Source organism: Pseudodesulfovibrio sediminis, assembly GCF_020886695.1.
Taxonomy (GTDB): domain Bacteria; phylum Desulfobacterota; class Desulfovibrionia; order Desulfovibrionales; family Desulfovibrionaceae; genus Pseudodesulfovibrio; species Pseudodesulfovibrio sediminis.
On record NZ_AP024485.1, the window covers coordinates 3,288,518 to 3,302,318 of the forward strand.

Sequence of the window (13,801 nt, forward strand, 5' to 3'; positions counted from 1 at the left end):
GGTTTGTGCGTTGCCCGATTGTTGAAAGCGATACGGAAGTGGCCGTTATCTATCGGATGCGGTGTTTTGTCCTGTACGTCTATAAAATTCTCACACTTGCTCTTGTCCTTTACAGAATTATCATTCCGACGTAGAATTGAATGAGAATTTTAACTTGAGGTGCTTGTGAGAAAAAATACCCTGTTTACACCGCCATGGGCGCTTGGGTCAGAAGTCAGGAATGCCGGTGTCCTAGGGGTCATCGACGCCTGTCACAAGTTGCAACGCCTTGTGAGAATTTTATCCCGTCTGTCAGGTCTTGACCTGTATGTCATCAATACCGACTATCTTTGCGTGGCCGGGTCCGGTGCCTACGAGAGCGCCGTGGGCTGCGTGAGCCCGCGTGATACGGCCATTGGCTACAGTCTGGCCAGCGGGCGACCCACCATGGTCGCCGACCCCCGGGCAGACGACGCCTGCCGCAAATGTTCCCAACGTCTCACCTGTCGGGATCTGGCCAACTACACCGCGCCCATCTCTGTTCGGGACAAGGTCGTGGCCGCTGTGCAGGCGGTCGCCTTTGATTCCAGCCAGTGCATGCTCCTTGAGGAGTCCGCCGCCGATATCGCCGAGACCATCTCTCTGTTTTTGGCACAGAGCTGCGAGGCGGACACCCGTCTGCTCACGGCATTGGCCGGTGTCAGCGACGAGGTTGAAGGCGCCGGTCTTGAACGGCTCATCGGCGAAAGCCAGCGCATGCGGACGCTCAAGGACGACATCATCCGGTGCGCCCATCTGGATTCCACCGTGCTGATTCAGGGCGAGTCCGGCACAGGCAAGGAATTGGCGGCACAGGCCATTCATGATCTTTCGCCGCGAGCCGCGGCACCCTTTGTGCCCGTGAACTGCGGGGCCATCCCCGAGTCGATCATCGAGAGCGAGCTGTTCGGCTACACGTCCGGCACCTTTACGGGAGCCAAGCGCGGAGGCAAGTCCGGCCTGTTCGAGCACGCGGAAGGCGGCACCCTTTTTCTTGACGAGATCGCCGAGCTGCCGCTGGCGCTTCAGGTCAAGCTGTTGCGTGTGCTTCAGGAGCGCAAGGTCATGCGCCTGGGCGGACGCAAGGAGCACGCCTTTAATGTGCGCATCATTGCGGCGGCCAACGTGGATGTGGCGGAGCAGGCGCGGAACGGGCAGTTCCGTCAGGATTTGTACTACCGGTTGTCAGTCATTCCCCTTCGCGTCCCGGCCCTGCGTGAGCGCGGCTGTGATATCGAGTTGCTCGTGCACCATTTCGCCAGGCTCTATGCCCGTCGCCGGGGTGAGCCACCGCCGTCCGTGGAGCCGGAGCTCATGAAACGGTTCACCTCCTATCCCTGGCCGGGGAACGTGCGTGAGCTGAAGAATTTCGTGGAGTACGGCATCAACTTTCGCAAGGGCCACAGTCTGGACCTTGATACCCTGGCCGAACGATTCTCCGGTGCGGAGAAGGTGTCCGGGGGCGGAGTGTGCGAGCAGTGGCCCTTGGAAACCGGTTTGGCCTGCCCGGAGGGAATCGACGCCTCCACCTCCAATGGAGGGGGCAGATTGCATGCCGGTAACAGGTCAATGGGCAACGGACTGCCGCAGGCCGAGTCTGTCTATGGTCAGGATGTGTCCGAGCAGGAGGCACTGGGGCGGGCGCTTGCCCGGTACGGTGTGAGTCTGGAAGGCAAGCGGCGGGTCGCTCACGAGATGGGCATGAGCCTGGCAACGCTCTATCGCAAAATCAAACGCTACAATTTGTTGGAAGCGTACAGTTATGATGTCATGGGACAGGACGGCAGTTCAGGACGGTGATCTGTCTGCTCCTGCTCACAAGAGAACAAACCGCAGCGCCGGAAAAGTCATCTAGACTTTTCCGGCGCTTTGGTAAGAGGAGGTGTGTTGTAGGGTTGAGAGCGTGGTTAGACGTGTGCGTGACCGCCCAGATAGGCGGCTTCCAACCGGTTGTCCTTGGCCAGTTCGGCAGCGGGACCATCCATGATGATCGAGCCGCCCTCCATGATATATGCATGGTCGGCCACAGACAGCGCGGCCTTGGCGTTCTGTTCCACGATGAGTATGGCGGTGCCTGACTCACGAATTTTCACTATCAGATCAAAGATGCACTTGATGACGAGCGGGGCAAGGCCCAGAGAGGGTTCATCCATGAGCAGGAGCTTGGGGCGGCCCATCAACGCACGGCCGATACACAGCATCTGCTGTTCACCGCCGGACATGGCGCCAGCCTGCTGGCTGAGCCGTTCCTTGAGGATCGGGAAGAGCTCATAGACCCGTTCAAAGTCGTCTTTAAGGTGTTTTTTATCCTGATGGTATGCGCCCAGGATCAGGTTTTCCTCCACGCTCATGTTGGCGAAGATCTGCCGCCCTTCCGGGGCCTGGCAGAGGCCGCGTTTAACCACTTTGTCTGATCCGATATTGGCGATGTTCTCGCCCTGGAAGAGGATCTCTCCATTGGTCGCCTGATAGATGTTGGAGATGGCCCGCATGAGCGTGGTCTTGCCCACGCCGTTGGAACCCAGCACGGCGACAACGCCGTTTTCCTCAACTGTCAGGTCGACGCCGCGCAGGATCTGCTGGACGCCCATGCTTACTTCAAGATTATTGACTGCTAAAATTGGCATTCTTCGCCTCCAAGATAGGCCTCAAGGACCGCGGTGTCCTGTTGAACCGCCGTCGGTGTGTCGTCGGCAATTTTTTTGCCAAGGGCCAGGACCATGACGCGGTGGCAGATGCCCATGACCAGCCCCATGTCGTGTTCCACCAGCAAAATGGGGAGCCCTTCCTTGTTCAGTTCACTGATGAACTCGGCCAGTTGTCCTGTCTCCTGCTCGTTCAGTCCGGCTGCGGGCTCATCGAGGATCAGGAGTTTCGGGTCAGTGGCCAGAGCGCGGGCGATCTCAAGATATTTCCGCTTGCCGTATGACAGGTTGGCGGCCAGTTCTCCTGCCAGGGAATCAAGGCCCACTCGTGAGAGTATCTCCCAGGTCCGGGTGCTGATTTTCTGGTCCGTCTTGCAGCGGAACGGCCAGATGGCGCGCCGCATGGAGTGGCTCAGCGAGCCAATAGCGCCTATGGAGACGTTATCGAAAACCGTCATGTTGGGCATGATGCGCAGGTTCTGGAACGTGCGGCCGATGCCGAGCTTGGCGACCTGATAAGGCTTGATTCCCGTGATCGGTTTGCCCATGAATTTCACTTCGCCTTCACTGGGCGGATAGAATCCGGTCAGGCAGTTGAAGAAGGTGCTCTTGCCAGCGCCGTTGGGACCGATGAGGCCGACCAATTCGCCTTGCTTCATGACCATATCGACATTGTCTACGGCTGTGAGTCCGCCGAACCGGCGGGTCAGCCCCTTTGTTTCCATTATTACTTCGGACATTATTTCCACCCCACCGACTGACGGCCACCCCAGGCCGCGTTGAATTGCTTGCGTGCCATGTCGATGGCCGAGACTTCACCGAAGATGCCTTTGGGGAGCAGCAGGATGGACAGGAACATGACCACACCCACGGCAACCATGCGCAGGTCGCCCAGTCCGCGGGCAACCTCGGGCAGCAGGATGAGGAGCAGTGCCCCGAAGATGCCGCCGGGCAGGGAGCCCAGACCGCCGACAACGACCATGGCGAGGATCAGGATGGATTCGCTGAACTGGAAGCTGTCAGGGCTGATGTAGCCGATGCTGTGTGCCATGATGGCTCCGGCCAGTCCGGCAAAGAAGGTGCTGATTGCAAACGCCTGTATCTTGAGTTTGACCACGTTGATGCCCATGGCCTCGGCACATTGATCGTCCTCGCGCACGGAGCGAAGGGCGTTGCCGAAGTAGGAGTTGGTCAGACGCCAGATGATGTAAATTGAGATGCACGCCAGAACCGCAATTACGTAATATATGGAGAGCAGGCTGGTGAACTGATGACCGAAGATGGTGATCGGATCATATATCTGTACGCCCATGGGGCCGCGTGTGACCGGCACCCAGTTGAGCAGGGTGACATGGATGATCTCACCCACGCCGAGGGTGGCGACGGCAAAGTAGATGCTGATGAGTCGCATGGTGGGCAGGGCCACCAGTACGCCGCCGAGTCCGGCGACAATGCCGCCCAGAGGCAGCGTGACCACGAAAGGCAGGCCGAAGTTGGTAGCGAGCAGGGCGGCAGTGTACGCGCCGATGCCGAAGAACGCGGCGTGGCCGAGGCACAGGAGCCCTGCCGTGCCGGTAATCAGGTTCATGCTGGCGGCCAGGATGCAGTAAATGAGCGCGGAGTTGGCCACCTGGGTATAATAACTCTTGCCAAGGACAGAGAGCGTGCCCGGTATCACTGCAAGGACAATCAGGAGCAGCCCTGCTGTCAGCAGTTTCGAGCGCAAGGGACTAGTGACGGGTTTGGTGTCGGTCATGTCTGGAGCCTCAGGGTTATACACGTTCTCTCCGGGCACCGAAGATGCCTTGCGGGAAGAAAATCAGGGTTAAGATAAGAAAGGCGTATGCGACCATGTCGCTCCAGCCCTGGGCCATGAAGTCGGTCGCCAGTGCCTCGCATACTCCGAGGATCAGGGCGCAAACCACTGCTCCGGGTATGCTGGACAGGCCGCCCATGACCATGGCCACGAACGCCTTGATGGACGGAGCGAATCCCATGGAAGGGAAGATGGCGCCGTAGTAGAGGCCGACCAGGATACCGGCCGCGCCACCCATCATGCTGCCCACCGCAAAGGTGGCGATGATGGTTCTGTCTACGGACAAACCGACATACTTGGCACCCAGCGGGTTGTTGGAGATGGCCCGGATGGAGAGGCCGATGCGCGTGCGGTACAGCACGTACTGCAACCCGCCGAGCATGAGAATGGATGACCCGAGAATCAGGAACTGCCCGTTGGAGAAAGACAGGGGGCCGACAGGAATGGGATCGTTCAGGAGATACTGCGTGGGGATGGACTGCATCTCCGCGCCGAAAAAGTACTGGATGAGTTCCTTGACGATGATCGAGACTGCCAGGGAGGAGAGCAGGGTCGCTTCACGCATGGCTCTCGATTTGAGCGAGGCCTCATCCTGAAACCGTCTGAAAGGTTTGAAGGCCAGTCGTTCAAGAACAATACCAGCCAGACCGCCAGCGGCCAGGGCTGCAATGATTACTAATGCCAGAGGCCAGTTCAGCGCAGTAATACACACCAGGCCGCCGAAAGCACCGATGGTGTACATTTCGCCGTGTGCGAAGTTGACAACGTTAAGCACGCCGAAGATGAGCGTGAAGCCGATGGCTATGAGCGCGTAGATCATGCCTGCGCTCAGGCCATTGATGATTTGCATCAGATAATACGTGTCCATTGAAAGACTGTCCTATGTTTGTCGGCGGGGTCTTGCGACCCCGCCGGGAGTAGCGATGATTGCGTTTTCTTATTTTACGAGCTTGAAAGCGCCGTTTTCGACCGTCATCCGAGCCAGTCCCTTGACCGGTTCACGGGTTTCGGGATCGAAGGATGTGGCACCGGTCACACCGGGGTAGTCGGTGGTGGCGGCAAGGGCGTCACGCAGGGATTCACGGGTGACGTCCGTGCCGACCTTGGCGATGGCGTCCAGCATGATGCCTACGGCGTCGTATGCCTGTGCGGTGAACATGTTGGGATCAGCGTTGAACTGCTTCTTGTACTCGGTCACGAACTCTACAACATGGGGTTCCGGGCTGTCCGGCATGAAGGTGGTGGAGAGCATGAGGCCGTTGGCGGCTTCGCCGGCCAGTTCAACGAGCTTGGGAGAGTACAGGGAGGACGTTCCGAAGGTGGTGATGTCGATTCCGAGCTGCCTGCGCTGCTGGAGGATCATGGCGCCTTCTTCGTACATCATACAGAGGTAGATGGCTTCGGGCTTGTCACGGCTGACCTTGGTCAGGATGGAGCGGAAGTCACGGTTGCCGGGGTTGAAGTATTCGACGGCAGTGATTTCGCCGCCCAGATTCTTGATGGCGGTTTCGAAATTCTCGGCTGCGGAGATGCCCCAGTCGTTCTGGATGGCAACGATGGCGAACTTCTTGTAGCCCAGGCTTTCAGCCCATTTGGCGACAAAGGGACCCTCGAAGGCCTGGGTGGTGATGTTGCGGAACTGGTATTTACCGACTTTGGTGAAGTCGGGGTGAGAAGCCGTCTGCGAGAGCTGCGGCATACCTTCCATGGCGTAAACACGACCGGCGGCCATGGACACGGTGGAGGTGAAGTCGCCCAGAACACCGACAATCTGTTCATTATCGACAAATTTGCGAGCGATGTTGATGGCTTCTTTGGGATCGGACTTGGAGTCTTCAAAAAGGATATCTACAGTCGCACCCTTGAGCTTGCCGGACTTGTTGAAGCGTTCAAGCTGCAGGGTTGCTGCGTTGCGGAAACCTTCGCCGTACTGGGCGTGGCTTCCGGTCAGGGGCAGTGAGTAGCCCAGCATAATGGTTTTTTCGGCCTGAGCGGGCGCAGCTACAAGCATGACGGCCATGGCAACGAGCGCTAAAAGCATGTTCTTTACGTTCACTTGTTCCTCCAGTGGTTTGAGGTTTCAGATGGAGAGTTTTCCGGGTAGCCCCAGAACAGTCTAGAGGGGCTCCCCCGCAACTGGTGTGCTCTTCCATGGTTCCTGAGGTGGGGTTTAGCAATCCGCATGCCACAATAGGCAGTCAGAGTGAGTGACATCAATAATGGTAATTGTGAGAATGGTAAAGATCGAAGAGGGTGGGGGGATGCGAGGATTGTGGATAGTTGTGCGAAAATGTATATTTCGGCGGTAAGACGACAGGGCGGCGAGCAGTTGTTTTACAATTCTGTGAATTTATCAACTTCTCTTAGGAATTCTCGTTTTTCGGTGCGAATTTCGCAGTTTTTGTGAGAATTGTTGAAAAATGTGCGTGGGAGTCGCACCGAAGAGAACGGTGTGACTCCCACGCAGAGATACAGAGATTATTTTGTGCGGACTTTCAGGTAGCATTTATCTTTGCTGCCTTCAGGGAGTGCAGTCATCTCAAAGTGGAAGCCAGCACCCTGGAAAGTTCCATAGTCAATGATTCCAGCCACTTCACACATGTCTGCACACTCTTCGTCAGACAGGCCCATCTTGATCCAGGAGTTTTTCAGGGGGCAGTTTTCGAATTCGATGTCGAGGCCGCCTTCGTCACAGCGGGTGACAGTGGGGGCGAACATTTTGCTTTCGTCGGGAATACCGCCAAGAAATGCGTCACGCAGGCCCTTGAAGTCGCCGGGGGCGAACTGCTTGAAGGCTTCACCGATCTGCTCTCCACGCTTGTAAATACCGCGTTTCATGACTTCTTTGGCTTTTTCCTTGCCAAATTCATCGACCATTGCATCGAAGATCAGCTTGTAGATAATGCCCCGGTTTTCATTGGCGGAATAGAGTTCTTCGCGCAATTTTGCTTCATTCATTGTGTAATACTCCTTGAGTTGCCGACGTTTTTTGAGTCGGTCGTGGTTTTATAGTGTGTATTCCCTTGCATGAGATGTACCGGCGGGAATCTGTGCCGCCTTGGCATCATACTTGATAGTGGGGGGGCAGACAAGATGAGTAGTCAAACCTATTCCGCGGATCAAAGACCGGTCCGCGCATACGAAAAGGATACACATGGACCTGCATGCTTTCTTTGATAATGAAGTAAAGCCCGCTCTGGGCTGTACCGAACCCGGAGCCGTCGCTTATGCCGCCAGTGCCGGCGCGAGCTATCTTGCCGGACCGCCGAGGCATATACATTTACGCCTGTCCGCCAATATCTATAAGAATGGTCAATCAGTCGGTATTCCCGGCGCGCCCGGCCTCAAGGGAAATTTGTTGGCCGCAGCCCTCGGTGCTCTGGGGGGCAACCCGGACAAAGGGCTTCAGTCCCTTGAGAATATTGACGAGGACTGCATCGCCAAGGCGATTGAAATGCTTGAGAACGGGAGCCTGACACAGGAAGTGGTGCACGATGCCCCCAACGTCTATGCCGAGGTGGAAATGCTTCGGCAGGGCGAGAGCGTCACTGCCGTGGTCGCGTATGCTCACGACCAGTTGGTGGAAGTCAGCCACAACAAGAAGACTGTTTTCGAAGGCAAGGAAAGCGAGGGCGGCTCCGGTCGTCTGCCTGCCTATCTTGCAGAGCTGTTGCGAACGGACTTTGCAGGCTTGTGGGACCTTGCCGGAGAAATTGACGATGAGAATGAGAAATTTCTCCTGAAAGGTGCAGAAATGAACCTTCAGGTGGCGAAAGAGGGGTTGGATCGGCCCTGGGGGCTGGGTTCCGGCTTTGTTACGGCTGAAAAGGCGAGCGCAGACGATCTGGCCAGCATGATCCGTGCTTGGTCCGCTGCCGCAGCCGATGTTCGCATGGACGGTGGCCGCTGGCCTGTCATGAGCAGCGCAGGCAGTGGCAACCACGGCCTTACCGCGATCATTCCTCCTGCAATGGCGGCGCGATTCTGGAAGCGCACAGACCGCGAGCTGGCCGAAGCGCTGGCATTGTCGCATCTGGTCACCGGAGCCATCAAGGCCAAGACAGGCCGCCTGACCCCGGTTTGCGGGTGTTCCGTTGCTGCCGGAGCCGGAGCCGCTGCCGCGTTGACGCGACTGGCAAAGGGGACCGCTGTGCAGGCCGAACAGGCCGCTGCCTATGTTTTGTCCTCGGTTCTGGGCATGATCTGCGATGGTGCCAAATCAACCTGCGCCCTGAAGGTCGGCACCGCTGCAAGCGAAGCCTATCAGGGCATGCTGCTGGCCACCAGCGGTGTGCTGATGAATTCACCGCAGGGTGTGATCGGCCCCGACTTCATGGCCAACACCGTTGCCGTGGGCGAATTGTCCGGTGTGGGTTTTGCCGCCGTGGACGCCGTTATCTTGCGCCTGCTGGATCATCAGTCCTGCTGTGCTCCACAGAATTCCAAGATTCCCAGTGAACTGGGTGAAGAGAAATAACAACATCGTAATCGCATCGAAGGAGATACGAACATGAGTGAATTGACGTTTATTGCTACTGATAAAGCCCCGGCTGCAGTCGGTCCCTACTCCCAGGCAGTCGCTGCCGGCGGTATGCTGTACGTCAGCGGTCAGCTCGGGCTGGACCCCGCGACCATGACCCTGGCCGAAGGATTCACCGCACAGGCCGAGCAGGCCATGCGCAACCTGGGTGCCATCCTTGATGAGGCCGGGTGCGCTGTCACGGATATCGTCAGCGTTGATGTCTTTCTGGTGGATATGGACGAATTCAAGACCCTCAATGGCATTTACGCGGAGTTCATGGGTGAGCACAAACCTGCGCGTGCGGCTATTCAGGTTGCGGCCCTGCCTCTGGGTGGTCTCGTCGAGATCAAGTGCGTGGTTCGCTGCTCCTGATCCGTTTTCGGCCATTGTGATGTGTCCTTGCTCACAACGGCCTTAGCTCCCTTATGTTGAGAGAAACAAGCAGGCCTGTCGGATGTCGGCGGGCCTGCTTTCTTTGGTTTGTAGGGGGAGGGTATGGGGTCGCAGTTCATTGTCGAGAACGCAGTCAGCTGCGATCGGCAGTGTCGGAAATTAAATTTTATATTGCTTGACTTCTCTCCCGAGAGGCCTATTGTCCACGAATAACACCAGCTGCTCCCGTGAAGGCGCGGTCAAACTGTGACTCATGCTGGTTGTGATTACTACAAGTTTATTCAGGAGCCGTGTACGCATCTTGTACACGGCTCCTTTTTATTTGGTGCACGGGCACCATATCATTATCACTTTTTAGGAGAATTTGAATGTCTAAGAATCTTTATGTTGGCAATTTGTCATGGAGCACTACTGAAGACGAAGTACGTGACGCTTTTGGCTCGTACGGCGAAGTCGTTTCCGTTAAACTTATCGAAGATCGTGAGACTGGTCGTCCGCGTGGTTTCGGTTTTGTTGAGATGGACGATGCCGGTGCTCGTGAAGCGATTGCCAACCTGGACGGCAAAGACTTCGGTGGCCGTAATATCAAGGTCAACGAAGCCAAAGCTCGTGAAGAACGCCCCCGCTGGTAGTTTTTACGGCTAAGCCTTAATACGGCATTACGCGCCTGTCTCTTCGGAGGCAGGCGCTTTTTTTTTATCGAAAAGATGGGTGGAGATCAGATGAAAAAAGGGCTTCCGATACTGATATCGGAAGCCCTTGCAGGTCTGTATGGCGATGTACTTCTAGAGAAGGTAGTACACAGCGGCCAGTCCGCTCAGGGACATGGTGATGGTGTAGGGCAGTGCCAGCATGACCATTCTGCCGTAGGACAGGCGAATGACCGGAGCCAGTGTGCTTGTCAGCAGGAAGAGGAAGGCGGCCTGACCGTTAGGAGTGGCAACGGACGGAATGTTGGTGCCGGTATTGATGGCAACGGCCAGCTTGTCGAAGTGATCCATGGTCTCCTTGACGTGCATGGCGACATCCTGAGGAAGGGTTGCAAGCACATCGGCACGGGCCACATGCGCGTCCGTGAGTTTGGCCATCAGCTCTTGTCCGGTCATGCCGATGCCGGGAATGGCATTCAGCATGTGAACGAAGTGCATCTTGGTTTCCGAGATGTAGACTGTGGCCACAAAGACGTTGTCCGAGATCGAGGAGAGGATGCCGTTGGCCGCATAGTATGCGACGAGCTGGTTCTGACCGTGCAGGCTCAGGACGAAGTCGATGATGGGCTTGAAGAGCTCCTGGGAGTGAATGACCGCGACGATGGAGAAGAAGACGACCAGCAGTGCGGTGAAGGGCAGGGCCTCTTCAAAGGCGTGACCAAGCTGGTGTTCCTCGACAATGCCGGTGAACGCTGTGAGCAGGACAATGACCGAAAGGCCGATCAGACCGACAGCAGCGAGGTGGAGCGCCAGGGCCGCTACGAGCCAGATGCCGGCAAGCGCCTGAATGACCAGTTTGAGCTTGCCTTTTGCTCCGGCTTTTTTCTCCATATCCATTGCTGTTTCGAGGAGAAAGGAGCGGATGTTGCCGGGCAGCTGGTATCCGTACCCGCAAACGTGGAACTGTTCGACGGCCAGGCAGGTCAGGAGACCGATGACCAGGACGGGCATGGTGACCGGCATGGCCTGGAGAAAGAACGGAATGAAGTGCCAGCCCATTTCGTGGCCCACCAGCAGGTTCTGCGGTTCACCAACGAGCGTGCACACGCCGCCGAGAGCGGTACCGACTGCGCCATGCATCATGAGATTGCGCAGGAACCCGCGGAACTGGCGCAGCTCCTGATGGTTCATCTTTTTGACAGTTGAGTCCGAGCTGAGATCATGGGAGTCTTCATGCCCTTTGCCAGACACGAACCGGTGGTAAACGTTATAGAACCCATAGGCAACAGCCATGATGACCGCGGTGACAGTCAAGGCGTCAAGGAAGGCGGACAGGATCGCGCCGGCAAGACAGAACAGCAGGGAAATCACTTTCTTGGACTGAATCTTTACCAGGATGCGCGTAAAGGTGAACTGCAGAAAGTCCTTCATGAAGTAGATACCGGCAACCATGAAGATAAGCAGCAGAATGACTTCAAAGTTTTTCAGGGCTTCGTGGTAGACGGTCTCGGCAGAGGTCATGCCCATGACGACGGCTTCAAACGCCAGCAGGCCACCGGCAGGAAGCGGGTAGCATTTCAGCGCCATTGCCAGTGTGAAGATGAATTCGGCGATCAATGCCCAACCGGCCACAAACGTACCTGCAGTCAGCATGAGAATCGGATTCAGTATGAGAAAGCCTATGATGACCAGCTTGTACCAGCTGGGAGCGTTCCCGAGAAATGTTTGGACAAAGACTTTTGACAATGGTGTTTTCATTTTGAAATTCTCCTTCAAATGGTGAAACGTCTCATGGCTGTTGTTCCTGCATACAGGAAAAGACGGTGCCTGGAGACGTTACGTCAGCGGAATAGTTCGTTGTGGTATTTACGTTTTTTTGTGGGTTATCCTACGACCGCAAATGGGCCCCGGTGAGAGTTCACCGGGGCCCCGTTGTTTTTTAGTAGAATAGCATTAGTGCGGCTATCATTACAACCATATAAATGACGGTCATGCCTGCACCGCTGCGGACGTAATCAATGGTGCGGTATCCTCCCGGACGCATGATCAGGGCGTTGACCTGGTGGGTGGGCAGAACGAACGTATTCGATGCCGCCACAGCCACGGTGAGTGCTGCGACTCGTGGGTCGACCCCGGCGTTGAGCGCCATATTCATGGATAATGGGACCAGCAGTACGGTCGCGCCGACGTTGGAGGCCACCAGTGTGAAGAAGGATGTCAGGATGCCGATGACTGTCAGGAGTACCAATGGCGTAGGTGTGCCGAGCGCACCCATGATGGTGTCAGCGATATATTTCGCTGCTCCTGTGTTTTCAAAGGCCATGCCCAGCGGGATGAGTCCGCCGAGCAGGAAGACTGTCATCCAGTCGACCGATTGATATGCTTCGTCGATAGTCAGGACCTTTGTGAGGACCATGCCGAGGGCACCGGTCAGCAGTGCAATTGACAGCTGGATGTGGAACCCGAGAATCAGGACGAGGGAGACGGCGAGCCAGAAGAGCGCGACTTTGGCTTTTTCGGTGCGCAGGATCTCACCCTTCACGTCTTCCGTGAAGACAAGATCGGGCAGGCCGTTGAGCATATGGAAGACTTCCCAGCGGCCGTGGACCAGCAGGGCGTCACCAGACTCGATGACAATGTCGCTCAAGCCGCTGACAAACAGTTTGTCGCCACGGAATATGGCCAGAGTGGAAACCTTGAACCGTTCGCGCAGGCGGAATTCGGCAATGGTCTTGCCCATGAATTCGGAGCGCGGCGTGACGATACCTTCCATGATGCCGGCGTTGTTCGGCGACAGTTCTTCGGCAAAGGTGGACAGTTCGGCCTGCAAGGCCCAGCCCATATCCTCGGCCATGTGTTCGATGAACTCCTGAGGACCGACAAAAACGAGGTGGTCGCCAGCCTGGATGGTTTCACTCGGCAGCGGGGCAAAGATGTGATCCTTGCCGTTGTCGCGTGCGATGGCGACCAGGGTTGCGAAGTACACCGGCCTGAGATCGAGTGATTTCAGCGTGGAATCATTCTTCCAGTCCATGGGCACATGCAATTCAAAAAGGGAACCGACGTTATTGTATGTGCCGGTCAGAACAGAGGACATGGGGCCGGAGCTTTCGTCTTCGGACCGGGTGGGGAGAACGAACCGGCCAAAGATGATGAAGTAGATCAGCGCCGCTGCAATCAACAGCAAGCCAACGGGGGTGACGCTGAAAAGGCCGAATGATTCGTATTTGGTTCCACCCACGACCATGAGGTCGTTGAGCAGGATGAGCGGGCTGGAGCCGACAAGGGTCAGACAGCCGCCAATGATCGCGCAGAATCCCATGGGCATGAGCAGGCGACCGATGGGAACACCAGTCTGATTACCGATGCGTTTGGCTGCCGGCAGGAACAGTGCGGCGGCGCCGATGTTCTGCATGAAGCCAGAGATGAAAGCGACCGTTGTTGAAATAAGGGTCATTATCCGTGATTCGCTTTTACCGGCAAATCGGAGAATGACCCTGGCCATTGAGTTCATGATGCCGGTCTTGTCCAGACCGGCACCGATAATGATGACAGCGATAATGGAGACAACCGCGTTACTACTCAACCCGCTGATGGCCTGCTGTGGAGTGACCAATCCCAGAAGGGGCAGCAGGACCATCATGATGAGACCGACGACATCGACCCTGACCCATTCGAAGATGAAAAGAAGGACAGCGAGTACGAGTACGGCCATAACCGTAATAATTTCAGGAGTCATTTAAAGTCCTTAAGAATA

At 56.5% G+C, this 13,801-nt stretch carries 12 protein-coding genes; 4 read left to right on the top strand and 8 right to left on the bottom strand.

Annotation, left to right across the window (positions count from 1 at the left end; translation table 11 throughout):
• Window positions 1-165: 165 nt before the first annotated feature.
• Entirely contained in the window at window positions 166-1,818 is a 1,653-nt protein-coding gene (locus tag SRBAKS_RS15505) for a sigma-54 interaction domain-containing protein (RefSeq protein WP_229591800.1), read from the top strand.
• A gap of 107 nt (window positions 1,819-1,925) precedes the next feature.
• Here the strand turns inward: SRBAKS_RS15505 and SRBAKS_RS15510 are convergent, their stop codons facing one another.
• From SRBAKS_RS15510 to SRBAKS_RS15535, 6 genes are all read right to left on the bottom strand, one after another.
• Complete coding sequence (locus SRBAKS_RS15510) at window positions 1,926-2,645, bottom strand: ABC transporter ATP-binding protein (protein WP_229591801.1); 720 nt, start codon at window positions 2,643-2,645, stop codon at window positions 1,926-1,928.
• The gene (locus tag SRBAKS_RS15515) at window positions 2,633-3,403 is read right to left on the bottom strand and encodes an ABC transporter ATP-binding protein (protein WP_229591802.1); all 771 of its coding nucleotides are present in this window, start codon (window positions 3,401-3,403) and stop codon (window positions 2,633-2,635) included. Before SRBAKS_RS15515 ends, SRBAKS_RS15510 begins: the two co-directional genes overlap by 13 nt.
• Window positions 3,403-4,443, bottom strand: a complete 1,041-nt coding sequence (locus SRBAKS_RS15520; RefSeq protein WP_229591803.1) for a branched-chain amino acid ABC transporter permease — start codon at window positions 4,441-4,443, stop codon at window positions 3,403-3,405. The genes SRBAKS_RS15515 and SRBAKS_RS15520 overlap by 1 nt, the downstream gene beginning before the upstream one ends.
• The gene (locus tag SRBAKS_RS15525) at window positions 4,436-5,347 is read right to left on the bottom strand and encodes a branched-chain amino acid ABC transporter permease (RefSeq protein ID WP_229591804.1); all 912 of its coding nucleotides are present in this window, start codon (window positions 5,345-5,347) and stop codon (window positions 4,436-4,438) included. Before SRBAKS_RS15525 ends, SRBAKS_RS15520 begins: the two co-directional genes overlap by 8 nt.
• 69 nt (window positions 5,348-5,416) lie before the next feature.
• Window positions 5,417-6,535, bottom strand: a complete 1,119-nt coding sequence (locus tag SRBAKS_RS15530; RefSeq protein ID WP_229591805.1) for an ABC transporter substrate-binding protein — start codon at window positions 6,533-6,535, stop codon at window positions 5,417-5,419.
• A gap of 422 nt (window positions 6,536-6,957) precedes the next feature.
• Window positions 6,958-7,437, bottom strand: a complete 480-nt coding sequence (locus SRBAKS_RS15535) for an L-2-amino-thiazoline-4-carboxylic acid hydrolase (protein ID WP_229591806.1) — start codon at window positions 7,435-7,437, stop codon at window positions 6,958-6,960.
• A gap of 196 nt (window positions 7,438-7,633) precedes the next feature.
• On the opposite strand from SRBAKS_RS15535, the gene SRBAKS_RS15540 reads away from it, so the two are divergent.
• From SRBAKS_RS15540 to rbp, 3 genes are all read left to right on the top strand, one after another.
• Complete coding sequence (locus SRBAKS_RS15540) at window positions 7,634-8,956, top strand: L-cysteine desulfidase family protein (protein ID WP_229591807.1); 1,323 nt, start codon at window positions 7,634-7,636, stop codon at window positions 8,954-8,956.
• Window positions 8,957-8,989: 33 nt separating this feature from the next.
• Window positions 8,990-9,373: a RidA family protein gene (locus SRBAKS_RS15545; protein WP_229591808.1), complete on the top strand. Its 384-nt coding sequence runs from the start codon at window positions 8,990-8,992 to the stop codon at window positions 9,371-9,373.
• Between the two features lie 389 nt (window positions 9,374-9,762).
• Complete coding sequence (gene rbp / locus SRBAKS_RS15550; protein WP_229591809.1) at window positions 9,763-10,026, top strand: RNA-binding regulator; 264 nt, start codon at window positions 9,763-9,765, stop codon at window positions 10,024-10,026.
• A 153-nt stretch (window positions 10,027-10,179) separates the two neighbouring features.
• On the opposite strand, the gene nhaB is transcribed toward rbp, so the two are convergent.
• Together nhaB and SRBAKS_RS15560 are read right to left on the bottom strand one after the other, a co-directional pair.
• Entirely contained in the window at window positions 10,180-11,802 is a 1,623-nt protein-coding gene (gene nhaB / locus SRBAKS_RS15555; RefSeq protein ID WP_229591810.1) for a sodium/proton antiporter NhaB, read from the bottom strand.
• 181 nt (window positions 11,803-11,983) lie between these two features.
• Window positions 11,984-13,783 carry an SLC13 family permease gene (locus SRBAKS_RS15560; RefSeq protein WP_229591811.1) on the bottom strand — a complete coding sequence of 600 codons (1,800 nt, stop codon included), beginning with the start codon at window positions 13,781-13,783 and terminating at the stop codon, window positions 11,984-11,986.
• Window positions 13,784-13,801 lie beyond the last annotated feature (18 nt).